The following is a 24667-nucleotide window of genomic DNA, read 5'->3' on the forward strand; positions in this document are numbered from 1 at the left end:
AACCATAAAAACCCGAGCAAGGAGGGGTGACAAACTTGAAGGGTAGCGACCATAAAAGCAAGTTTTTATTAACACATCGTGAACGCGAGGTATTTGAGCTGCTGGTGCAGGATAAAACAACTAGAGATATTGCGCAGCAATTATTTATCAGCGAAAAAACCGTCCGCAACCATATTTCGAATGTCATGCAAAAGTTAAATGTTAAAGGTCGTTCGCAAGCGGTTGTCGAGCTGATCAAGCTTGGGGAGTTGCAAATCTAACCATCCCATTCATGATTCGGGCTATTTCTCTCCCCGCTCCTTATAAAGGATGCGGGGTTTTTACTTTGTTTCAATTTCGACAAAGTTCTTTAATCTTAGACTAAGGTTTCTTCGATACAATCATATGCATCAACCCCACAGTTGATACCATTTCTAGGACAGGCCCGCTTGCTTCGCAAGCGGGCCCTTTTTTTGTTTATTTTCGGCTATTAGCGGTGATCGTAAATATAAGGAGTGGTATGTTTGGCCGAATTGGAATTCAGCTTTGTCGCATTCGCCGGGAAGATGCGCTCGACCATGGCATTAAATTCGGACACAAAGCCTTGAATCGGATGACCCAGGCGAACATCGCCCATATAGCTGTTCATGCGGTCCACAAAATCCGGGCTTGCGGATACATAAACGTTCTGAACCGAAGGGTGCAGCCTTTTTACTTCTGCGGCGATATCGCTTTTGATTTTATCAGTCAGCTGGCTTTCGCCGGTGTCGGTTGTGCTTAGGCCGCGTATGCCGTCATTATGGTAACCGCCCATCGTACCGTTCATGCCATACGTTCCGTTCATGCCGTTCATGCCGTATTTCCCGCCGCTCGCGCCATATGTGCCGTTCATGTGGCGATTCGTATCGGTAATCGGGCTGCTCAGATTCGTACGGTTGTAGCTTTTCGCGCTTAGGCCGCGCGTATGATCTTCGAAGGATACGGCAACATAAGCATTGTTGTCGGTCAGCATAACATTGGCTGTCTTAACCGTATTCATAGCTACAAGCTTCTTAGCGATTTCCTCGCTCATTTCCATTTTATAATTTTTATGACTGCCAACAATGTTGTTGCTGTTTAGACGACGGCCATTGACACGGTTCATTTCGTTCATTTGATCATTCGCGAAACGTTTGTCGGTCAATGTTCCCGGAGCCGCCAGATTACGGATCACATTCCCGTTAGCATCGTAACGTACGCTGTTGGGACGAATATTTTTATTGCCGATATCTCCCTGATTGGACGCACACCCCGTTAACGTTGCTGCTAAAGCCACACTTGCTGTAAGAAGAATGAATTTGTTTTTCATGACTTAGCCACTCCTCCATTCGGTTAGTTAGGCTTTGACCCGTGACTTATTGTGCTCTGTTATGTGGAAGCTATCCTCAACAACGCTTGACAAATCACTTCAAATTCAGTAATTTATTATCAAGTATTAGTACCAGGTACTAACAAAGGAGCTGTTTCTAATGGAAAAGCAATTGCAATCCAACTCAGCTATTACGGCCATCGGCACTTATATTCCGGAAAAAGTATTGTCAAATGCGGATTTGGAGCGAATCGTCGAAACCTCGGACGAATGGATTGTTCAGCGCACAGGCATCCGTGAACGCCGAATTGCGGCGAATGACCAATTCACCAGCGATTTATGTATTCGGGCGGTACGGAATATGCAGGAACGTTACGGGGTGGAAGTCGAGGATGTCGATTACATTATTGTCGCTACTTCTACGCCGGACAATGTCATTCCAAGCGTTGCCGCCCAGGTTCAGGCCGGTCTTGGAATCCGTCATTGCGGCGCCATTGATATTCAGGCGGCATGCGCAGGCTTCACATCGGCCATTCAGCTGGCGAACGGGCTGCTATTGTCCGGCGTTTACCGCAAAATCCTCGTCATTGGCGGAGAAACCTTGTCCAAGGTAACGAACTACGAAGACCGGACGACTTGCATTTTATTTGGCGACGGAGCCGGGGCATTCTTAATGGAAGCCGGAGGAGATGGGGATATTCTGGCGATTTCCGCTCAGACCGACGGCGCAGGCGGACATCATGTTTACCGGAGCGGCTTGTCCCCCGTCATTAACGCGGCGGATATCGATACGACAAGCCGTATCGTGCAAAATGGCCGCGAAGTGTACAAATGGGCGCTTAGCCACGTGTCTGAAGGAATCGCCGGATTGCTGAAGGACAGCAGCTACACGCCATCCCAAATCAACTGGTTCGTTCCGCACAACGCGAATCAGCGCATTATTGACGCGTTATGCGAACGTACCGGCATAAGCGAGCAGCAGGCTTTGTCGAGCATTGAGCACTACGGCAATACGTCTGCCGCATCCATTCCGCTTGCTCTTGATGCCGCTGTCCGTGACGGCCGTGTATTGCCGGGACATTTGCTGCTGCTCTATGGATTTGGCGGCGGATTAACGCAGTCCGGCGTCCTGCTTCGTTGGTCCATTTAAATTCATGAAGAATTAGAGGAGCGGGAATAATATCGTCAGCATCGTTTGAAGACGGTTCGCGTATTTATGGTCCCGGAAAGCCCGGTACATGCCGCGAAGGGCGATTTGCTGCCGCTCCTCCTCATGCTTTAGGTAATAATCCATTTTCTCGATCAGCTCCGCCGGCGAGGAATAGGTAACGATTTCTACTCCCGGAGTAAAAAAGGCAGCAAGATCATCCCGGATATCGCATACCTGCAGTACGCCGCATGCGGCAATTTCAAAGGTCCTGGGATTAGGGGAAACAGCCGTTAATCCGATTCGGTTGCTGTTGTATAAGGCATCGTCATGCGCCCTATGCATATTAATCACGATTTTGGAAGCATTATAAGTCAAAGCTGTTTCTGTCGGTCCCATCCAATTATTCAGCTTGATTTTGGAGCGCAGCAGGTCGTATTTAGCTAACCGGTCCCACCAAATACCGGATATTAACGTATTTTTCCCCGCCAGATATGGAGTTATTTCATTGAAATAGCTAACCCGGTTCAAATAAGCGGATCCGATAAACGTAATTTCTTTGCGGTTTGAGCGCTCGGGATTCGAAGGGCGATATTGCGCCGGATCGAAGCAAAACGGCAAATAAAACACATTCTGGCAGCCAAGCTGCTTGTAATAGTCCACCGAGTTGCGCTCCAGCGTAAATACGGTATCGTAATGCGGAACGATCATCGTTGTAATATCCATATAATAAGGATCATCCGTCAACCAAATCGCCGTCCGGATTCCGTTATCCCGAAGCTTTTCGATCTGCGCGACATCAAACTGCAGTCCATCCAGAACGATCACTACATCAGGCCGGTCAGCAAGCGCAAGCTCTGCCACGGGCTGCGTCGCGTTTACAACGGTCAACCTCTGAACCATAGTCGCTAAAGTCCCTCTTACGGCTTCGTCGATCGGCGAGTAAGGAAAGCCTTTGCCCGTCTCCACATACATCGCGTGAATCGGCCATACTTTGTTGGCCTGAGGAATGCGGCCGATCGCTTCCTCGCATAACCCGAACCAGTACCCGTGATCCCAGCCCAGCTTATATCCCGCCGCTCGTCCAGCCTCCTCGTCCGTCTTCCGTTTGACTACTGGCGCCATATTTTTCACTCCTACTTCAATAGATTCAAAAGCGTAGCGATTCGCGCAGTCATCGTGTGATCACGCAAAGTACGGTACAAGCCTCTTATTGCAATGCGCAAACGTTCCTCTTCATGGGTCAAGTAATAATCAATTTTCTGCAGCAGCTCCTGCGCATTGCTATAAGTTTCAATCTCATGGCCCGGACGGTAATGGGAAAACAGATCATCCCGGATATCCGTTAGCTGCAGCGTTGCGCAAGCCGAAACATCATAGGTTCTCGGATTCAGCGACAAGCCGGGTGCCTGCGCTTCAATCTGATTATCCTTCCCGGGGACATCGGAGCGGTGCATATTGATGACAATCTTGGAGCCGTTGTAGTAATGGGCGGCTGCTTCAGGCGCAATTCCTTCCGGATGGATATTGGGTGCTAACAGCGGATATTGCTTCAGACGGTCCCAGTGCCCTCCGGCAATAAACAGCTTTCGCTTCGACAGCTGCCCGGCGATCTGATCAATCAGCTCTACCCGGTTCCAGAAGGCCACTCCGATAAAGCAAACCTCGTATTCATACGCCTTATCCGCGCGAAAAGGACGGAATACCGTCTCGTTGACGGCAAGCGGCAGATGATGCACCTGAAGACATCCTTGCTGTTGATAGAGAGGTATTGTCCCGCGTTCATGCGTCAAAACAATATCGTAAGAAGGCGCGATTTGGACCGTATGGGCCGTCATATACGGGTCATCCACAAACCAGATAGCCGTCTTAATCCCTAACGCGCGAATCGCTGCGATCTGCTCCAAATGATCCGGCGGGAAAGTGTATAAGCCGTTCAGCACAAGCACAAGATCCGGCCGAATGGCGGCCGCCTGCTGCAGCAGGCCTTCCTGCGCGCCTACATGCACTTCGCTGACGCAACTTTGCAGCGCCTGAATAATACCGGAATCAATGGCGTCAAAGCCTAAAGAGCCTTGCGGAATATATAACACGCGTAAGGGTATGACTTCCGGAACTGGTGTTACGGGAGAAGTCTTCACCCATTCGCAAGCTCCGTCCCGCCATCCTGCCTGGAATCCGGCCGAATATCCCTGCTGCCTGCCTTGCTGAAAGGACGCCGCTGCTGCCTTGTTCAAATTTCCCACTCACCTCATCCGAAGTTATACAAAAAAAGCCTTATTCCTGATTTGTCCATTCTGGCATGAACAAGGCAGAGCTAAGACCTCTATCTTTCGTCTGTGCGATTAAACCTGCGTCTCATATGCAATCTGATGGCCGTCTTCAAAGCCTTTGGCGAAGCCGGTGTTATACCCGTCGTTATAGGCTTGGTTAAAACCGTAATCGTAGCTGGCCTGATCAAAGCTTACGCTTTTTCTTCTTTTTCTGACCGAAGACTTCCGGCGTTTCATTGTGTTTTTGCCGGACTTCTTCCCCGCTGTCTTCCGGGCTCCGTTTACTTTGCGTTTAGTCCTTACGCCAGGCTTTCGTTTGGTTCTCCGTTTGGCTGAAACAGCGCTCTTCTTCTTCATATCAAACGCCTCCTTCATGGATGACTTCCATCTTACAGCCTGCTGATCTTGGCGTTCAGCCAAGGACTGCCGGGGCGTCCCCGCTTCAGACGCTTGCCGCGCATGGTTAGCCCCGTAACCGACTCCGCTATATTTTTCTGCATGGACGTTAGGAGCTTCACATTCTCGGCAATGCTTCTTGCAAGCTCCGGGGAGGCCTCCGATACGTCGGCGATGCTGTTCAGAATGCGGGCAAGCGCCGTCTGGCTGCTTGCGAGAGAAGAGAGAATCTCCAGCTTCACTTGCCGTTCTCTTAATGCCATGAAGCTCAATTCATGTCACCCATGCCGCCGAACAGCATCTCCTCGTCATCCCCGTCATGGCCGCCTCCGCCTTCATTGCTTTTGGGCAGAACCGATCGCATGACGGATAGGATCCCTTGGCTCATTTTGTTAACGCCATCCAATACTTCAATCACCTGCTCGTTGATTTGGGCTGTCTGTTTAAGCTGCGTCTGATCGCCCAGGAAGGATGCCGCGGTAATATGATTGCATATCCAATGGCGTGCTTTCTCCGCCTCTTCCGCTTTGGCTTCCAGTATCTTGGCAATATTCCACTGCATATTGGCGGTAGCGCCCAGCATACGCATATAAGCCTGTTCCCGGTTCATAACAAACATCCTCCTTCCGGCCGCTTACTCTTCTTCCTCTAAGCGAAGCTCGCGGACCGTAAACGTCAGCTGCGCGGCAAGCGTCTCTTGCAATTCGGCTATCGTTGTTAAATAAGAAACAACCCCGCCAAGCAGAGCCTGCGTATTCGACAGCAGTCCATCCGTTCCTCCAAAGTTCGGATTATTGTCGGGAATGGCCTTTACAACCTCGGCCATCCGTACGACAACATGGCGCTTGGAGTCAATCATGCGAGCCATTTGTTGATGGGAATGCGATAAATGCTCTATTATTTCGTTTACAATCTGCTGCAACTTCCAGCCCCTCCTTTGCAGCAATAAACGGCTCAAGTTCAGTTGTCGTCGTCATACTAGCATATGCATCTTTGAAAAAGGGTGATACTTGCGTATGCCTACAGGACCTGACGCAGCTTTACCGGCGGAATTAGAGGCAGCCCTTCCGGCATTGCCTGCAGCTCTTCCGCGGTCAGCGGATATTTTGCCCTTTCGTTCAAATGCCAGGAGACGGCTGCTGCTTCGGTAATCATTTTTCGCTTGGTGCCATTCTCCAGATAATACAGGAAGCCGTCCAGCCCGCTTGCAATCTGCCCGTGCAGGGGGGCGCCGTAATGAATGGAATGAAGAGCATGCCATTTGGATGCCGCTTCAACCGCGGGCAGCGCCTCTGCAGTCGGCCAGCTCCGGAGCAGAATCTGCGGCAGACGTACGACCGGCCCTGACCATTCCCCTTCGATTGGACGTTTGATTCCTTGTTCGATCCAATAAACCTGCGAGCCAATCCCTTTCACTACGACACTTTCCGGGTAAAAGGCGATCTCTCCCTTTACCTTAAGCGAAGCTGGCTTCGGATCGCTTGTGCGGACTTGATGAATCCACGCATACGGATTATTCCATTTGGTCATATAGTAAACCATGTTTCGGGTGTTAACCTGTTCGAGCTGATCGCCAAGCGCCTTAATGCTGACGCTCCCGAAATGATGGATAAAAGAATCCCTGGCGATTATAAGGGAGTAACCGAGCAGCCTGGTCCGAATATTATAATCATCATCCTCATAGTTGCCGAATTCGAACCCTTCATCAAGAAAGCCGACCTGCTCCCACAATTCGCGGCGGAACAAGAGGCAGAAGCCCGGCAGCCTGTCTGTTCTTTCCCAGCGCTTCGGATCGGAAATATTATTGAGTCTCGCGAAATCCGGCATATCTTCAATTCTTTCATAAGGGACCGGAATTTGTTGATCCCCGCTAATATAATTCGTGACCGGCCCCACCATTCCGATGGTGGGATCGCTGTGCAGACAGATCAGCAAGTTGCCGAGCCAGTTATCCGTCACAAGCGTATCATTGTTCAGAACAAGCATCGTTGTGCCTTTGGCCATCATCAGTCCCGTATTCACCGCACCCGCGAAGCCGTAATTCTGATCGAGCACCCGGTAACGCACCTGACCGTCCAGTTGCTCCAAATATTCGGCTGTCCCGTCAGTCGAAGCGTTGTCGACAACGATAATCTCGTGGGGCTGCTCCGTATTGTCCACGATGCTGTCGATGCAGCCGCGCAAATAATTGACTTGATTGTAGCTCGGGATAATAATACTTGTTCCCTCGAACAAAGAATGATAGCTGCTTTGCCCAGCCAGTAGTCCCTGATTGTATCCTGCCTGCAGACCGGCCTGATAGTTAGCCGTACGCCTTCCCTCTTTCGTAGGCGCGGGCTTGAGACGACGAATGCCCCGCGGTTTGCGTCTCACTCAAAAATCTCTCCCGTCTAGTATTCTATATCCCAATATCGGGTAGATGCTTCCTTAAGCGACTCAAATGTCCCCGCATCCATCCACCAGCCGGATAACGTCCGGTAGGTTAATAGACCGGCAGCCGCGTAAAGATTATTCAGATCCGTAATCTCGAGTTCTCCTCTGCTTGACGGGCTGATATTCTCGATTCGCTCGAAAACATCCGAGCTATACATATATAAACCGGTAACCGATAGATTCGATTGCGGCTCCGCGGGCTTTTCTTCTATATGCTTGATCGCACCGCTAGCATCAAAGACCGGAATCCCGTACCGGTGCGGATCGTCGACTTCCTTAAGAAGCACCATTGCCCCGTCTTGCTGCTGCCGAAAATCATGAATATAAGGCGTTAAATCCTCTTCAAACAAGTTGTCACCAAGAAGAACGAGAAACTTCTCGCCATCCGCAATAAATGGTCTAGCCAGCTGCAACGCATCCGCAATGCCCCCGGCCCCTTCCTGGATCCGGTACGCCAGCGACACCTTCTGGTCTTCGCCGCTGCCGAAATACCGGATAAACATTCCCGCAGACTGACGGTTCGTAATAATCAGAATCTCGTTGATCCCTGCCTTGCGCAGCGACTCGATACCATGATGGATCATCGGATATCTGCCGACCGGCAGCATATGCTTATTGATATAAGAAGTAAGAGGCATGAGCCGTGTACCGGTTCCGCCCGCCAAAATAACAGCTTTCAAAAGTGCAACCCTCCTAACCGTGTGCAGACTTACAAGGCCATCTCGCGCTTGCGCAGCCGATCCTCGAACCCGCCCCGTTCATCCGTGCATGACAGCAGCCAGTAGATCGCCTCCAAATGATCGCCTAAAATTAATCGTTCAAGCGGGTTTTTCCTCTCCCGCTCCGGCCGTGGTTTGTTTATTTTGCCGACATTGACGGTGTGTACGGCCTTGACCATGAGTCCTTGCTTTACAGCCATCGCATGGGCAAGCGGAGGGACTGACAAGGCTTCCGCCCCTATCGTATCCAGGCATTTGCGGCTGATCGCATGCGGTACGGCCGTGAAGGACATTCCCTTCAGGTCAGGCCTTTGAAGAACGGCATTCAAGGCATGTTTGGCCAGCACAACACTATGAACCTTCGCTTTGCGAACCGGACCGGAATAGTTATTCAACGCCGCGTCTACTCCTTTTTCTCTCACTGCATGAATGAAAGGCCGTAAATTAGCAGCTGATATAACCATATCTCCGTCAATAAACAACAGTACCTCGCCTTTGGCTTCCAGTGCCCCTATCGATCTCCCAACGTCATGACCAAGAGGCTTCTCGAATTGCAGCACCCTTGCTCCCATCTTTCTAGCAATTGCTATAGAACCGTCTGTAGAACCATTGGCAACAACAATAACCTCCGTACGGGGATGTACCTTTGCCGCTTCGCGAATCACGCGCCCGATGGTCGATTTTTCATTCATAACAGGGATAATGACCGATACGGCCGGATTAGGATGAGGTGCGCGTTTCATCCACTGAATCACCTCAGTTTTACGCCTATTAATATTTGCAAGCAGATTGATGCACATCACATAGTATGTATGCAGACTGTTGGCGCAACGGCATTTGTACAACTTCCAAGACGTCTGTCCCCCTCCCAATTAAAAAAGAGGATAGGAGCATAGAATTAGCTCCAATCCTCTATTAAATCTATGAATGTTACCGGCCAATGGCGATCCAGTTCATACATCCCTCTGGTTCAAACGAGCCCCTGGAGCGGACAATGTTTAGAATGGCACTGCCTTCGGATTTGCTAAAGACGGATACATAGCATTCCGGATTATCGCAGATGGCGGTAATGGCATAGTTCGCATTGCTGAACGGCTGGTCGAAAATAACTTCAATTTCCAGCATCTTCCCTTTTTTGAAGAACGAATACGGAGCAAGGCCGAACTGTTGAATGACCTGACCGGTTCCCGTGGAACGGATAAAGGAAGGCGCTGGTTCCGGTTCTTGTTCCGACAGTTCTTCCGCATCTTCTATAACTGGCGGGAATATGGCCGATACAAGCTCAGGTGCCAATTTATCCAGCGTTATTGCCTCTGTCGCAATATGCCAGCCGCATACGCTGTCTTCCGCCAGCTTCTCTCTCGTTACGCTCTCATCTGCCAGCTTCTCGGTTGTGATACTCTCATCGGCTAGCTTCTCGGCTGTAATGCTTTCTTCTACCAGCTTATCGCCAGTGATGCTGTTGCCGGCAAGCTTATCGCCCGTCACGCTGCCGAACGCCAGCTTCTCGCGGGTAATGCTGCTATTTGCCAGCTTCCCGGAGGTTACGCTAAGATCCGCGAGTTTCCAAGTGGTTACACTGTCATCTGCTAGCTTAAGCGTTGTAATGCTGTCATCGGCCAGCTTCTCCGCCGTAACGCTCTCGTCGGCCAATTTGCTTCTGGTCACCGCTTGATCGGCCAGTTTATTGATCGTTACGCTGCCGTCCGCCAGCTTGCTTGAGGTTACACTCTCTTGAGCCAGCTTGCTGCTTGTGATGCTATCGTCGGCTAGCTTCTCTGCGAATATACTAGCATCTCGGAGCATGTTGCCGGTAATGGCGTCTGCCGCAAGCTTCTCGGCCGTAATACTTCCGGCTGCGAGCTTCTCGCTTGTAATACTGTTATCGGCCAGCTTGCTTCCGGTCACCGCTTGATCAGCTAGCTTCTCGCTTGTAACACTCTCGTCGGCAAGTTTATCGCTGGTCACACTTTCATCAATCAGCTTGCGGCTCGAAATGCTATAGTCGGCTAGCTTACCTGTCGAGACGCTCTCATCAGCCAGCTTGCTGCCGGTGACAGACAGGTCGGCTAGCTTGCTCGTAATGACATTTCCGTCGGCAAGCTTCTCGGAGGTTACGCCCTCCGCAATCAGCTTGCGGCTTGTAATGCTATCGTCGGCCAGCTTCTCGGTTGTCACACTTTCATCGGCCAGCTTGCGGCTTGTAATGCTATCTGTCGCCAGCTTATCTTCCGTGACACTTCCCGCTGCAAGCTTCTCCGTTGTGATGATCTCATCGGCAAGCTTGCTCCAAGTGACAGCCAGATCGGCAAGCTTGTTGCTTGTTACACTTCCGTCGGCCAGCTTCTCGCCGGTCACACTTTCATCAATCAGCTTGCCGCTTGTAATACTGTCGTCGGCTAACTTCTCGGTAGTAACGCTCTCGTCGGCTAGCTTCTCCGAAGTAATGCTTCCGGAAGCCAGTTTGCCAGTTGTTACACTTTCATCGGCTAACTTATCGCTTGAGATACTGCCCTCGGCGAGGTTCCAGGCCGTGACACTTCCGCCTGCGAGCTTACGGGATGTAATACTTTCGTCCGCAAGCTTTTCGGTTGTGACGCTCTCGCCTGCCAGCTTCCAGGTAGTCACGCTATCATCGGCAAGCTTCTCATTCGTTACGCTGCCGCCTGCCAGCTTCTCGGTTGTAACGCTCTCGTCGGCCAGTTTACTGCCTGTAACAGCAAAGTCGGCTAGCTTTATGCCCGTGACGCTTTCGTCCGCCAGCTTATCGCCGGTCACACTTTCGTCAACCAGTTTACGGCTCGTGATGCTATCATCAGCAAGCTTCTCGGTTGTGACACTTTCATCGGCCAGCTTGCTGCCGGTAATGCTGTCTGAGGACAGCTTATCAGCCGTAATACTTCCGGGCGCCAGCTTCTCGCCGGTGATGCTGTTATCGGCCAGCTTGCTTCCGGTCACCGCTTGTTCAGCTAGCTTCTCGCTTGTAACACTCTCATCGGCAAGTTTATCGCTGGTCACACTTTCATCAATTAGCTTACGGCTCGAAATACTGGAATCGGCCAGCTTCCCGGTCGAGACGCTCTCATCAGCCAGCTTGCTGCCGGTAACAGACAGGTCGGCTAGCTTGCTTGTAATGACGCTTCCCTCAGCCAGCTTATCGCTAATTACGCTTGCGGCGGTCAGCTTGCGGCTTGTAATGCTGTCGTCGGCCAGCTTCTCCGTCGTCACGCTTTCGTCGGCCAATTTACGCCTTGTAATGCTTTCTGCCGCAAGCTTTTCAGATGTAACGCTTCCCTCGGCCAGCTTTTCCGTCGCAACACTCTCATCAGCCAGCTTGCTGCCCGTGACAGACAAGTCCGCTAGCTTGCTCGTAATGACATTTCCGTCCGCCAGCTTCTCGCTGGTGACACTCTCATCAACCAGCTTGAGGGTTGTAATGCTGTCGTCGGCCAGCTTATCGGAAGTGACGCTCTCGGCTGCCAATTTGCGTCCTGTTACCGCCTGATCGGCGAGCTTGCTTGTCGTTACGCTCTCTTCGGCCAGCTTCTCGGAAGTGACGCTTTCGTCAACCAGCTTGCGGGTTGCAATGCTATCGTCGGCCAGCTTCTCCGCCGTTACGCTGTCGCCTGCCAGCTTCCGGCCCGACACGCTTTCATCCAGCAGCTTTTCAGCCGTAACGCTTTGATCGGCCAGCTTGCTGCTCGTGATGCTTCCGTCCGAAAGCTTATCGCTTGTAATGCTGTCAACAGCCAGCTTACTGCCGGTAATACTTCCGTCGGCCAGCTTGCTGCCCGTAATAATGCCATCCGCCAGCTTCCGGCTTGAAATGCTTTCATCCGCCAGCTTATCGCCGGTAATACTGCCTCCGGCCAGCTTGCTGCCCGTTACGCTTTCGGCTGTCAGCTTATCGCCGGTAATGCTCTCGAATGCCAGCTTTCGGCCTGTCATGCTTGCGTCGGCAAGCTTCTCTGCCGTAATGCTGTTATCGGCCAGCTTATCGTTTGTAATACTGCCTGCCGTCAGCTTGCTTCCGGTAATGCTCTCATCCGCAATCTTCTCGCCCGTGACGCTGTTGTCGGCCAGCTTGCTGCTTGTGATGCTTCCTTCCGCAAGCTTGCCGGTTGTGACGCTCTCTTCGGCCAGCTTCTCGGTTGTGATGCTGTCATCGGCCAGCTTGCCGGTAACCACGCTGCCGTCCAGCAGCTTGGAGGTTTGGATAATCCCTTCAGCCAACTGCTCCGGCAAAATCGTTTTAGGCTTGAATTCATTAAGAACATCCGCGCTCAGGTGGTCGAAGGACACCGTGCCTTTCCGAAGATGGTAGCTTTGAATGGAATCAGCCTTAATATGCTTGCTCGCAATCGTCTCCAGGCGCAGGTGATCGCCCGATACGGTATCGACTGCCAGCTTGGCGGATGTTACCGCTCCGTTTTGCAGCTTGCTTTCATCAATGCTGCCCGGCGTCAGATGCTTCTCCTGAACGGACAACGGCTGGATATGATCGGCACTAACGGATAAGAAAGCCAGCTTGGTATCCCGAACGGCGCCGTCCGCGAGATGCTCCGTTCGAATAATTTCCTCCTGCAGGGCTTCCGAATTTATCGCGCCGGCTTGGATATGGGCTTCCCCGACGCTGAGCGGAGCAAGCTTCGCTTCGGTGACCGCTTCATCGGTCAGATGGACGCTGCGGACGCTGCCCTCCACGATATGAATACCAAGGACCGAATCATTCGCCAAGTGTCTGCTTACGACCGCCTCATTGCCGATATGGCTGGACTGCACAGCGCCGGTTGTCAGCTTCGATGCCGTTACCGACTGGTTAGACAAGGCCTCCGTTCCAACCGCTCCGCCGCGGATATGATTCGCTCCGATAATATCCTCCGTCAAATGCTCGGATTGAATGGAGAGAGGCTCGATATGGTTCGATTGAATCGAGAACGGACGTATTAACTCTGAGTAAATGGAGCCTTCCGCAAGTTTGCCAGCCGTAACGCTGCCGTCGGCCAACTTGGAGGAGGTTACGCTTGAATCGTTCAGCTTTTCGGTTGTTACCGCATCCTTGGACAGCTTGCTTGACGTTACGGCCTGGTCGGCGATATGATCCGTGTTCACGATATCGTAAGACAGATTCATCTCGGTAACGGACTGATAGCCCATATGCTCCGCTTGAATAATACCCGTCTGCAGATGCTCCGATTGGATCGCCTGAAGGCCGATTAATTCAGAATGAATCGAGCCCGGTGCAATATGATTCGATTGCACGCTGCCATCCGCCAGCTTGGAGGAGGTGACGTTCGAATCCGCCAGCTTCTCGCTTGTTACCGATTGGGCAGCCAGCTTGCCGGTTGTCACCGATTGGTCGGACAGATGCTTCGTTTGTACGCTGCTTTCCGCCAAATGCTGCCGCGTTACCGCTTCGTCTGCCAAATGAACGGATTGGATAGCGCCGTCCTCAATGTGCTCGCTTGCAATAGAAGAATATTGAAGATGACCGCCATGGATGGAAGCAGGCTGAATCGCATCGGAATTCACCGCGTCCTGCGCGATATGCTGTTCGTTGACGCTGCTATCGCCAAGCTTCGATGCGGTTACGCTTCGCTCAGCCAGCTTGTCGGTTGTAACGGATTCAGGAGCGAGCTTCTGGGAGCCGATACTATGATCAGCCAGATGATGCGGATGAACGGAGTTAGGAGACAGGTTAAACTCGGTAATCGCACCATAAGCGATCTTGCCGCTTGTAACAGACAGATCCTGGATGGCATCCGTGCCCACTGCCTGATTAGCGAAATGCTGCTTCTCAATCACCTTCGGCTTCAAATGCTCGCCGGAAATCGCTTCAGGGGAAATCGCATCCTCGGTTACGGAGCCTGCCGAGAAATGATAGGCACGAAGCGTATCGGGAGCAATCTTCTGAAACGTAATAATCTCGTTCTTCAGATGGCCCGTTTCGATGGCGCCCGCAGCGAGCTTGGAGCTTTTGACCGAGCCGTCCGCTATTTTCCTATCCGTTACGGCTTGGTCCGCAAGCTGGTGCGTACCAACCGACTGGTCACTCAGATGATCGGTCGTAATCGCTTGGGGAGCGATTTTCTCCCCTTTCACAGAGCCGTCCTGCAGCTGCTCCCTGCCTACTGAACCGGACTGCAAATGTTGACGGGACACCACCTGATGGGCAATATGGCGCTGCTCGATCTGGCCGATGGCAATATGGTCCGAAATAATACTGCTGCGTCCGATATGACGGGTCTGCACGGCTTCGTTTGTCAGCTTGCTCGAGTTGACGCTTTGGTCGACAAGATGCTTGCTCCCAATCTGTCCGGCCACGATATGTTCGCCAGAGACAGTCTCCTGCTGGAGATGACTTGCGTTAACGGCTCCGGGTGCTATCCGCTCGGCGTTTACGGATTGAGGCTGAAGGGCTCCGGTCCCTACGGCTCCTTCCGTCAGATGCTCCTGCGTGATGGCGCCTGGAGCCACGTGCTTCCCCAGGATAGCTCCAACCGATACATGCTCCGCCAGGAGCAGCCCTTGCTTCAGATGAACGGACTCAATCGTGTCCGAGGCCAGCTTGCTGCCGGTAATCGCTCCGTCCCGCAATTTGGAATGGGTAACCGATGCCTCGCCAAGCTTCGAATTCGTAATAGCCTCATTGGCTATTTTTTCCGTGCGGACGGCGCTGTTCTGAATTTTATCCGCAGAAATGGAATGGTTGTCGATCAGCTCCTCCGTGATGATAAACGGCTGAAGATGTCGCGAAGTAATCGAGCTGTCCGAGATTTTGCTGGAGTCAATGGTCCGGTCGGCCAGCTTCTCCGAGGTGATGCTGCCATCCTGCAGCTTGCTGCCGTTAATCGAGGAATCTACGATTTTATCCCCGGTAATGGAGCTGTTCGAAAGATGGTTGCCCGTAATGGCTAAAGGCGAAACTTTATTGCCCGTTACGGCGCCCGGGGCAAGATGAATGTTTTGCACCGCATAATCGGAAAGGGTGGAAGAGTTTACGCTGCCCGGACGCATTTTGTCCGAGTCTACCGAATACGGAGCAAGCTTGCTGCCCGTTACGGCGCCATCCACGATATCGTCCGTATAGATAAACGGAAACGATTTGTACAGATCCTGCTTCTCCACCAGTTTGTCGAGCTTCTTCTCGTAAGTTGGCTCAAGCTCCGGTACAGATGTTTTTTCTTGCTTCCGCTCCTGCTTCGACTCTTGCCTCTGTGCTTGTTTAGCTTCCGGCTTCGCTTCCTGTTTAACCACTTGCTGCTTCGGTTCAAGCACAGGCTCCAGCTTCGGCTCCGGAATCGGTACGGGATCAGCAACATAAGAAGCAATTTCCTCAATAAGCCGCTCTGTCTCAGCGTCGCTTATTTCAGCCGATGAGGAGGCATCGGCAACAAGGATCAATTCTTCCGTCAATACAGGGATCAAATCCGTCTCCGCTTGCGGGGCCTCTTCCGTAGGAGCTATTGCGTTAATGCTTACCGCCCGGTTCTCTACAGGCTTAGGCTGCGGAACAAGCAGGTTATTATTCTGAACCTTATTTTTTTTGCTTTTTAATTCATCCAGCCACTTTAATTCCGAGGCATTCGGATTATCAACAAAATAACTCGGCTTACGCCCTTTGGCGCTTTTCGACGATTTACCTTTTGTCATTGACCTCTCCTTCTTTCTTCCTCCCCAAAGTTATTTCACTATATGCTCCTACCCATAGGCGCGCTACTGCCGTTTATACAACAAAAAAGGACGGCAGCTATCAACTGCCGTCCTCCTGGGTATAAGGATTGTGATTCAAGTAGCCCATTTCGTAGCTGATTATCTGCTCATCCTCATGAGCCTTTTCCTGCACGTGCTGCGAAACCGACTCCGGATCCATGTTTTCATCACATAACTCCGGGTTGTCACGGCATCTCTGGTCCGCTTCATTTCGTTGTATCTTTAACCACCGCTTCGCCGTATGTTCCCATGTGAACAGCTGCTCCACCCGCTGTCTGCTCTTTACCCCCATCTGTCGGCGCAGCGCCGCATTATGGAGCAGGAGCAGGAGCTTGGCAGTCAATTCGGATTTGATTTCCGTCTGATTGATGAGAAAACCGGTCTCTCCGTCCTGGATAATTTCCTGCATTCCGCCGGCGCGCGTGGCTATAACCGGAAGGCCCGTTGCCATCGCCTCTACGTTCACAAGCCCAAACGCTTCCCGCTTTCCCGAAGGCATTACGGCAATGTCGGCGGCCATGAACCAGCCCGGAACTTCCGAGTAAGGCACATAAGGCACGAACCGGACATGCTTCTTGTACCGCTCACTCATCTTTAACAGCTTGCGGGAATAGGCCGTTGTACGGTGCGATCCGTAGAATGGACTTCCGACAATCACGACAAGAAGATCCGGATGGACCTTGATGAGCTTTGGCACGATAGCGAGCAAATGATGCACACCCTTAAGCGGAATCAGTCTGCCCAGGAAAACAACTACTTTTCGGTGGACCAGACCTTTACGCTCCCTGTGATGTCTTCGCGCTGCCTCCCCTTCCGCCGTATAGCGGGACTGGAAGCGTCTTGTCTCCACTCCCGGATATACGACGCGGAGCTTCGTACTGGCTTCCGGCACCTTCTTAAGGATCAGACCGCGCAGAAATTCGCTGTTTACAATAATCCGGTCCGCTAGAGCAAAGCTTTTGCGGAGCTGCGTCTCGGAAATATGTCTCGCACTGATATAAGTGGAAGAATGAAGATTAAGCCATATTTTGGCTTTCGGATTGGAATGCCTCAGCTTTATAACATAAGTCGGCCGGTTCTCGACCTGTATAATTTGCGGACCGAATTTCTTTATAGCACGTCCTATATTCGCAACATAAGCGGAACGTTTGGCAGCATGGAATCTTTCGCATACGACGTCATGAACAAGGCTCCGGCGGGGCAAATTGCGCCCGGTTTTCCCGTAAATACGAGGCTCAACACTAGGACGCAGCAAAGGAACGAATTTTTCAACAACCCGTTCGACTGAGCTGCTGTTTCCCGATGGGATGGGATAGGCTCCAGGCGTAACGAATGCCACTTTCACAGGCGACATGTCGAAGGAAGGCCTCCTTCGTTATCAATTTGCAGTTAGCATACGCGAGCAATTCCGATATTGCCACAAGGTTGCGCGGACGCCTATACTATTGATTTGTATGAATGGTTGTGTCACACTGTTCGGAGGACATCGAAAGGCAAGATGCAAGGAAAGGACGTGAGTGAGCGGGCATGATGGGATGGTTGTTTCAAGCCATGACGGAGCTTAGTTCGCGCAAATGGATATCCAGACTGACCGGCCGCTTCGCGCAATCGAAGGCAAGCCGCGGCTGGATTCCGAGATTCGCCAGCATGTATAACATCAAAATCGAAGAAGCGGAGAAGCCGCTGGAAGCATACAGCACGTTAAACGAATTTTTCACGAGGCGCCTGAAGCCGGGCTCCCGGATCATACATGAAGAGACTACAGCACTTATAAGTCCGGTGGACGCCTTGATAACGGGGGCAGGACCGATCAAAGCCGGTACCATTGTTAACGTAAAAGGACAGGATTATACGATTGAGGAGCTGCTTAACCGCTCTCCGCGAACAGAGCTTTACCGCGACGGATACTACATCGTTTTGTACTTGAGTCCAACCGATTATCACCGCATACATACCCCCGTAGACGGACAGATTGTCGAGCGCGAGCATGTTCCGGGCAAGGTATACCCGGTTAACGACTTTGGCCTTCGCCGCATGCGCCGCGTCCTCAGCCGGAATGAAAGACTGATTACCTATATCAAACATGCCGGAGGAGAAACGGCCGTCGTCAAGGTTGGTGCCATGAACGTCAGCAGCATTCGTTATGTGGAGCCTATTCGCGACAAGGCTGTAAAAGGCGGCGAGCTTGCCTACTTCGAATTTGGATCAACGGTGGTCCTGCTCATGGAGAGCGACACCTTCATTCCGCGGCAGGATCTTGCGCCCGGGTTAAAGGTGAGGATGGGCGAGATGCTGGGGCAGTTGATTGAGGGGTAGAGAGCATGCTCATTGCAAGTTTAAAGGCATGCTCATTGCGCATTAAATGTTCTTCCGATCGCCATTTCTCGGGGATTCCTTTGAACAATCCTCGCGGATTGGAACCCCCAGAGCAAAAGCGAACACTTAAAAGCTTTCTGCAAGAAAGCTACTTCGGAAGCATATGCTCCGTTTCTCCAGAAACATTTTATGCTTCATTCGCACTCCACCCCTAAATAAACTTATTTTTAAGAACCGAATAGAGCCATTTCATTGCTCGAAATGGCCCTATTTAGAAGAAAGGCGCCGAGGGATTATCCCTGCGGCGCCTTTTATTGTTGTTAACGGATTTCGGATGGGCTGCGGCCCGTGTATTGCTTGAACTGCCTGCTGAAGAAGAAAATATCCCTGTAGCCAAGCGCATCCGCGACCTCCGTCACGTTCATGCCTTCGTACATCAGCAGATGCTGGGCCCGTTCAATTCGTGTCCGGATCATATACGATTGTACCGACATGCCGATCAATTCCTTAAACTTTACGGAAAAATACCTCGGAGACAGCTGGGCGCGCATCGCCAAATCCTCTACCCGGTGAGCTACGCTTGGATGCTGCTTCACGTAATTGGCAACCTCTTGAATCGCTTCGGTCAGCTGGTTGCTTCCTTTGCGTTCAACCGGCATCTCCCGGTCCTCGCGCAGCAGATGGATCATCAGCTGCTTAAGCACCAGCAAGGCTTCTTCCTCCGCCGCGTATGTCTCAACGAGAAACAGCCGGACATACCGGGAGAGCAAATATTCGAAATCAACCGTATCCGTCAGCTTCCGGTAACGTTCAGGAACAAACTGCACAGGCTCGCGTACGTCAAAATGGATATAAGTCAGGACAAGGGGCTTTTGGGGATTATGGGTAGCACTCGTGTGGTCACCCGGCCGGAACAAAAAGCAGCTTCCTTTTCCAACCGGATACGCTGTTCCGTTAACTTCCACTTCCCCTTCGCCGCTCCAAACATAAAATAAATCATAGTTCGCCATCGGCTTTTCACGCCGCTGCCATCTCCAGTTTGGTTCACATACGATTTTGGCTATAGGCGGCAATTTAATGTACGAATCCGTAGATAAGTGCAGCATGTGAATCCTCCTAAAAAGTTTGAATAAAACGGTTTTTGTTATTATTCAAACTTACTTCGTAAGCATTGGCCTAAAAATTTCAGTAAATAACGTACTTTGTTATTTGCTGAAATTACTTCGTAAGCATAGTTACAATCTCCACCAATAACGCCGTTTGTTATTGGTGGAAATCACATCGCAAGCATAATCCTAAAGTTTACCAAATAACACTTTTCGTTATGCTGCAAAATTACTTCTTAAGCGAATATTAGGTATCTCGCGACGCTTTCCCAAAGCGTTTTTCGCGGAATTTCGAGTTCTTGCCGACATCATACAACAGCCGGAAACTCGCACGCAAGCGGGTATTGCCCTTCCGTTTGCACAAAAGTCAAAAAAAATTGCATTTTGGTTGGTGTGCTTTGTTAAAAAAATGTTATAATAGCACCCGATAAGCGTTAAATGACGAATTGATTTCCCGGAAGGATGGAATGAAGTCCATGAACCCACTTGCTCAGCAGTTGAATGAGACGCTCAAAGCCGAAAGTCCGAACGTCTACGACATGTTGTCCGCTTTAGGAAAAGCGATTTATTTCCCGAAGGAAGGCATACTCAGCCAATCCGCAGAAGCAAAGGCCAAGGCTAAGAAATTTAACGCCACGATCGGCATAGCAATAGAAAACGGTCAGCCCATGCACCTTAAGGTTATACAAGACACATTGTCTTCGTATGATCCGAAAGATATATACGAATACGCTCCGCCAGCTGGTAAGCCGGAGCTGCGTTCCGCATGGCGCACCAAGATGGTTAAAGAAAACCCTTCCCTGGAAGGCAAAAAATTCAGCAACCCTGTCGCTACGAACGCATTGACGCACGGTTTGAGTATTGTTGCCGACTTGTTCGCCGATGTCGGCGATGCGGTTATCATCCCGAACAAGAACTGGGAGAACTATGAACTGACATTCAACATCCGCCGCGGTGCCGAGATCGTTGAATACCCGCTGTACAATGAAGATTACCGCTTCAACAGCGCCGGTCTGCGCGAAGCTCTGCTCGCCCAGAAGGACAAAGGAAAAGCGATTGTTATCCTTAACTTCCCGAACAACCCTACAGGCTACTCGCCGGGTCCTAAGGAAGGCGATGAGATAGTTGCAGCCATCCGCGATGCGGCAGAAGCAGGCATCAACGTAGTTGCCGTAACGGACGACGCGTACTTCGGCTTGTTCTTCGAAGACTCGCTGCATGAATCGCTATTCGGCAAGCTCGCTGATCTGCATCCGCGCGTACTCGCTGTCAAAGTCGACGGCGCGACTAAAGAAGAATACGTATGGGGCTTCCGCGTTGGTTTCATCACTTACGCTAACCCTTCCGATAAAGCACTGGCTGCTCTTGAGCAGAAAACGATGGGTATTATCCGCGCGACAATCTCGAGCGGCCCGCATCCATCGCAAACCTTCGTATTGCACGCACTGAAGTCCGCTGAGTTCGATGAACAGAAAGCGGAGAAATACGAAGTGATGAAAAAGCGCGCCAATAAAGTAAAAGATCTGCTCGACAGCGGACGTTACGGAGACGTATGGAGCTATTACCCATTTAACTCCGGTTACTTTATGTGCCTTAAGCTGAAAGGCGTCTCCGCGGAAGAGGTCCGCATGCGTCTCCTGGACGAGTACGGAATCGGAACCATCGCGCTTGGAGAGACCGATCTTCGCGTTGCATTCTCCTGCATCGAGGAGCCGAACCTGGAAGAGCTGTTTGATACGATCTACAAAGCGGTTACCGAGTTGATCGGTTAATTGCCCCTTTATAAATAAGAAATAGCGGTGCAAGGGATGATCCCTGCACCGCTATTTTTTAACGAAAAATCGTCATTCTTCCTCCGCATCTTCAACCAGCTTGCGGCGCAAACGGCCGGGACGCAAGAATAGAATCTGTGAATAAGCAGCTAACAGCGCAACAATCGCCGGAACCATGAGCCCTTGAACCACCAGCATGATGGCTGCCGGTACCCACATGAGGAAAGAAACAACCGCAAGCGCCCATCGGTCTATAATGACCAGGCTGTCCATCCGTTTCGCCTCGGGCAGCGGATAGACATGGCGCCAGACGGAATAGCGATGAGAATGCCGCAAGCCCCCGAGCTGTACGGCAACCAACTGCAGCAGGATGATATAAGCTGCAGCAGCTCCCCAACCGGACAGCCATCCATCCTCCGCAAACCAGTAGACGATAAGCGCAAACAACACGGTAAGCCGCAAGACGATACCGCCAATCTCCGTTCTTACAAGAGACGCCGCGTACAAATAGACATAGGTCAAGCGGTGCCGGTTCGGAATATACCTTAAAATCCACGCCAGGTAAGCTCGGGTTGCCGTACGGGAAGGCATCGTTGGAACATCGATAAATAAGCCGAAAAATTGATAGTAGCTTCTTCGGGTTCGAGACTCTTCTTCAATCAGCCGTTCCCATGGGAACGAATGCTTGACCGGCAGCCGGTACAGCAGAGCGAACAAGCCAAGAAGCAGCAGCAGGAACAATGCAGCCTGCCATGGCGCGCTTGTCAGCATAACCGACAGCGTAAGTGCATTCGCTGCCCAGCGCAAAAACCGAAGCAGCAGGCGGACACCGGACCAGGCTAATTTCCTTTCCTTCCATGCTCCCCACAGGTTTGCTGCCCGCATAACCGCGCAAAAGAGCAGTAAAGTCAAAAAGCCCGCTTCCCCGTCTCCTTGCCGGTAAATCGGCCAGTAGAGCAACAAAACAATAACACCGAGCAAAGATGTCATGATTGCCGAGCGACGGAAGCTTCTGCGGATATAGCTGCCCATTTCCGCCTCACGGGGCATATGAAAGACAATATCCGGCGAAGTCAGCCAGGTTCGAAGCGGACTCCAGCTAAGAATAATAAACAAAGCCACGGTACCAACAAGCGTAATCGGAAATCCGCTTGGCAGATCCCGGATCAGCTTGATGTAACCAAAGGCAGATGACAGCACGATAAACGACATAAACAACGGAAACCCGCTTTGCGCCATATAACCGAAATAAGGAGTTACTTCTTTGCGGAATTCTCCTGACCGCTTTAGCCATAATGCCTCAAGCGACCGATCCCCCCCGCTCATTGGCGTCCCTCGGTAACAAGCTTGTAAAAGGCATCCTCCAGCGCTCCGCCGCGCGATTCGATTCCGGCAGTCTGGCATACCTCTTCCAGCGTGCCGTATGCAGCCACCTTGCCTTGATGCATAACAATAAACCGGTCGCAATACGCTTCCACCGTAGACAGGATATGGGAGCTCATCAGAATGGCCGAGCCTTTCTTTTTCACTTCAACCAGCCGTTCAAGCAGAGAACGAATACCTAACGGATCCAGACCAAGGAACGGCTCGTCTATCATATACAGCGGCGGTTCGGAGAGCAGCGCATTCATAATCATTACCTTCTGCTTCATCCCCTTGGACAAATGCGAAGCAAATGCCCCGCGCTTGGGCCTCATCTGGAATTCGTCCAGCAATTGCTCCTGCCGCTCGCCAAATGCCGGTTCCGCCACATTATAGGCCATTCCGGTCAGACGCAAATGCTCCTCCACTGTAAGCTCGTCGAATAGTACGGGCGTCTCCGGCACGTAAGCAAAAGCGGACCGGTAACGCTCCGCGTTGTCCTCTAGCGTAACACCGTCTACTTTCACCTGCCCCTGATGGGGCTTCATAAGTCCAAGAATATGCTTGATCGTTGTGCTTTTACCCGCACCATTGAGTCCTATTAATCCTACCATTTCTCCTGCCCGCACCTCGAACGTCACATCATGGAGCACGGGACGCCGCGGGCTGTAACCGCCGGTTAATCCGGCAACCTGCAAAATGGGTTCGCTCATATTCCGTCACCTACAGTTACCTATAATATAAGTTGCTCTTTCTCTTATCAGCATACCGAATTACAGCCGCAATATCAAAAAAAAGCAGGTATTCCTTTCCACGAGGGAAGGAATACCTGCTTCCATTCAATTCATATTAAAGGATAGTAATACCCGCAATAACGCCGTCTTTGCCTTGAATTCTAACATCATGGCCCGTTACAAGATTATTTCGGTCGCCGGCAATAAGCGCGTTATCCGCAACGTTATAAATGGTTACCGTTGTTTGATTTCCGTCTTGCTTCGAGATGGAGATCGTGGACAGCTTGCCGTTAGCGTTATAAGTAATCGTGTTGATTTTGCCCGTAACGTCAAATACAGTGGACTGATCAACGGCTGCTTTAGTTACTTCAATAAACACAACTTTGTTCTGGTAAGTGCGGACAAGAATCTCGTCGCCGGCTTTCAGCGCGCTAACCGCAGCTTTCTTGTCGTCTCTGAAAATAAAGACGTTAGGATCAAGGCTAAGCGTCAAATCCGTACCGCTCGATTGCGTAATCGTAATTTGACCATTCGAAGCAGCTGCTTTCAGCTTGCCGGTGATCGCTTGTCCGTCGTTATCCGGAATTTCGGAATCCGTGCGGTCGAGCAAGGCAGCTAGCTCCGCGCGGGAAACCGGCTGGTTCGGACGGAACGTATTATCGTTGTAGCCCGTAATGATTCCTTTTTTGATGGCGAGAGCCACATAACCAACGGAACCCGCCGGAATATTTTTCGCATCCTTGAAGTCTAGTTGAGTGTTATTGAGCGCCTTCGCTTCATCTTCCAGTTTAAGCGCTTTAACGAGAATCGTTGCCGCCCACAGACGAGTTGCATTTTCCTGAGGCTTCACCTCGAAGTCATTCTCGTTAAACAGATCGTTCTCAACCGCTACCGCTACGTAACCTACAGCCCACGGATACTTCTTCTTGATTTGATCGGCATCCTTGAAGTTCAGCTTCGTGCTCATTTCCGCCGTGGATTCCGCCTGATCGCGAAGTCCCATCAGACGAACCGCTGCAACCAATGTCTCAATGCGGGAAATTTTTTGGTTCGGTTTGAACGAACCGTCCTCATAACCGGTAAATACGCCTTTCGATGCAAGACGCATAATATATTCCATTGCCCATTTCATATCATCTTCGTCTTTGAATTTCCAGTTCACTTTAACTTCTTTTTTCTCGCCGCGATCGTCGCCTTTTTTTCCGCCATTGTCGTTATGGTTACCGTTTGCGAAAGCCGAAGATGCGCCTCCTGCAAGCATCATTACAGCGAGTGAAGAGATCACCGTTTTTTTCCATACCGCTTGTTTCTTCATAAAAAAGCCACTCTCCCTTGTACTTTTTTAACGGAAATTATCCGCTTGTACCTT

20 protein-coding genes are annotated in these 24667 nt (G+C 51.2%); 4 read left to right on the forward strand and 16 right to left on the reverse strand.

From position 1 onward, the window contains the following. The first annotated feature begins 35 nt into the window (after nt 1–35). Nucleotides 36–260 carry a helix-turn-helix domain-containing protein gene (locus WFJ73_RS18575; RefSeq protein ID WP_006040330.1) on the forward strand — a complete coding sequence of 75 codons (225 nt, stop codon included), beginning with the start codon at nt 36–38 and terminating at the stop codon, nt 258–260. A 209-nt stretch (nt 261–469) separates the two neighbouring features. Here WFJ73_RS18575 and WFJ73_RS18580 read toward each other — a convergent pair whose 3' ends face one another. Further along, nucleotides 470–1327 carry a YhcN/YlaJ family sporulation lipoprotein gene (locus WFJ73_RS18580; protein ID WP_336774480.1) on the reverse strand — a complete coding sequence of 286 codons (858 nt, stop codon included), beginning with the start codon at nt 1325–1327 and terminating at the stop codon, nt 470–472. Between the two features lie 160 nt (nt 1328–1487). On the opposite strand from WFJ73_RS18580, the gene WFJ73_RS18585 reads away from it, so the two are divergent. Beyond that, entirely contained in the window at nt 1488–2477 is a 990-nt protein-coding gene (locus WFJ73_RS18585) for a ketoacyl-ACP synthase III (protein ID WP_336774481.1), read from the forward strand. 12 nt (nt 2478–2489) lie between these two features. Here WFJ73_RS18585 and WFJ73_RS18590 read toward each other — a convergent pair whose 3' ends face one another. The 11 genes from WFJ73_RS18590 to WFJ73_RS18640 form a co-directional block, all read right to left on the reverse strand. Continuing rightward, nucleotides 2490–3599 carry a CgeB family protein gene (locus WFJ73_RS18590; protein WP_336774482.1) on the reverse strand — a complete coding sequence of 370 codons (1110 nt, stop codon included), beginning with the start codon at nt 3597–3599 and terminating at the stop codon, nt 2490–2492. A gap of 11 nt (nt 3600–3610) precedes the next feature. After that, entirely contained in the window at nt 3611–4711 is a 1101-nt protein-coding gene (locus WFJ73_RS18595; RefSeq protein WP_336774483.1) for a CgeB family protein, read from the reverse strand. 108 nt (nt 4712–4819) lie between these two features. After that, the gene (locus tag WFJ73_RS18600; protein ID WP_336774484.1) at nt 4820–5104 is read right to left on the reverse strand and encodes a hypothetical protein; all 285 of its coding nucleotides are present in this window, start codon (nt 5102–5104) and stop codon (nt 4820–4822) included. A gap of 32 nt (nt 5105–5136) precedes the next feature. Continuing rightward, nucleotides 5137–5415 (reverse strand): hypothetical protein, encoded by a 279-nt coding sequence (locus tag WFJ73_RS18605; RefSeq protein ID WP_442955966.1) that lies wholly within the window; start codon nt 5413–5415, stop codon nt 5137–5139. Next, nucleotides 5412–5753, reverse strand: a complete 342-nt coding sequence (locus WFJ73_RS18610; RefSeq protein WP_336774485.1) for a restriction endonuclease subunit S — start codon at nt 5751–5753, stop codon at nt 5412–5414. Before WFJ73_RS18610 ends, WFJ73_RS18605 begins: the two co-directional genes overlap by 4 nt. Before the next feature lie 24 nt (nt 5754–5777). Beyond that, the gene (locus WFJ73_RS18615; RefSeq protein WP_015843055.1) at nt 5778–6065 is read right to left on the reverse strand and encodes a hypothetical protein; all 288 of its coding nucleotides are present in this window, start codon (nt 6063–6065) and stop codon (nt 5778–5780) included. Between the two features lie 98 nt (nt 6066–6163). Then, nucleotides 6164–7516 carry a glycosyltransferase family 2 protein gene (locus tag WFJ73_RS18620; protein ID WP_336774486.1) on the reverse strand — a complete coding sequence of 451 codons (1353 nt, stop codon included), beginning with the start codon at nt 7514–7516 and terminating at the stop codon, nt 6164–6166. A gap of 17 nt (nt 7517–7533) precedes the next feature. Beyond that, entirely contained in the window at nt 7534–8256 is a 723-nt protein-coding gene (locus WFJ73_RS18625; protein WP_336774487.1) for a sugar phosphate nucleotidyltransferase, read from the reverse strand. Nucleotides 8257–8285: 29 nt separating this feature from the next. Next, a complete protein-coding gene (locus WFJ73_RS18630) occupies nt 8286–9038 on the reverse strand; it encodes a glycosyltransferase family 2 protein (protein WP_336774488.1) in 753 nt (250 codons plus the stop codon). A 187-nt stretch (nt 9039–9225) separates the two neighbouring features. Then, nucleotides 9226–15948, reverse strand: a complete 6723-nt coding sequence (locus tag WFJ73_RS18635) for a WIAG-tail domain (protein ID WP_336774489.1) — start codon at nt 15946–15948, stop codon at nt 9226–9228. A 100-nt stretch (nt 15949–16048) separates the two neighbouring features. Further along, nucleotides 16049–17362 carry a glycosyltransferase family 4 protein gene (locus tag WFJ73_RS18640; RefSeq protein WP_336774490.1) on the reverse strand — a complete coding sequence of 438 codons (1314 nt, stop codon included), beginning with the start codon at nt 17360–17362 and terminating at the stop codon, nt 16049–16051. A 173-nt stretch (nt 17363–17535) separates the two neighbouring features. On the opposite strand from WFJ73_RS18640, the gene asd reads away from it, so the two are divergent. Then, on the forward strand, nt 17536–18324 hold the full coding sequence (asd, locus tag WFJ73_RS18645) for an archaetidylserine decarboxylase (protein WP_336774491.1): 789 nt from the start codon (nt 17536–17538) through the stop codon (nt 18322–18324). A gap of 320 nt (nt 18325–18644) precedes the next feature. On the opposite strand, the gene WFJ73_RS18650 is transcribed toward asd, so the two are convergent. Then, nucleotides 18645–19430, reverse strand: coding sequence for a helix-turn-helix domain-containing protein (locus WFJ73_RS18650; RefSeq protein ID WP_127495009.1), 786 nt, complete (start codon nt 19428–19430; stop codon nt 18645–18647). 476 nt (nt 19431–19906) lie between these two features. On the opposite strand from WFJ73_RS18650, the gene WFJ73_RS18655 reads away from it, so the two are divergent. Beyond that, nucleotides 19907–21202 (forward strand): aminotransferase class I/II-fold pyridoxal phosphate-dependent enzyme, encoded by a 1296-nt coding sequence (locus WFJ73_RS18655; RefSeq protein WP_336774492.1) that lies wholly within the window; start codon nt 19907–19909, stop codon nt 21200–21202. A 72-nt stretch (nt 21203–21274) separates the two neighbouring features. On the opposite strand, the gene WFJ73_RS18660 is transcribed toward WFJ73_RS18655, so the two are convergent. From WFJ73_RS18660 to WFJ73_RS18670, 3 genes are all read right to left on the reverse strand, one after another. After that, on the reverse strand, nt 21275–22528 hold the full coding sequence (locus tag WFJ73_RS18660; RefSeq protein WP_336774493.1) for an ABC transporter permease: 1254 nt from the start codon (nt 22526–22528) through the stop codon (nt 21275–21277). Further along, entirely contained in the window at nt 22525–23277 is a 753-nt protein-coding gene (locus WFJ73_RS18665; protein WP_336774494.1) for an ABC transporter ATP-binding protein, read from the reverse strand. The genes WFJ73_RS18660 and WFJ73_RS18665 overlap by 4 nt, the downstream gene beginning before the upstream one ends. Nucleotides 23278–23413: 136 nt before the next feature. Then, on the reverse strand, nt 23414–24613 hold the full coding sequence (locus WFJ73_RS18670; protein ID WP_336774495.1) for an S-layer homology domain-containing protein: 1200 nt from the start codon (nt 24611–24613) through the stop codon (nt 23414–23416). Between the last annotated feature and the right edge of the window lie 54 nt (nt 24614–24667).

This window comes from Paenibacillus sp. MMO-58, assembly GCF_037146255.1.
Classification (GTDB): domain Bacteria; phylum Bacillota; class Bacilli; order Paenibacillales; family Paenibacillaceae; genus Pristimantibacillus.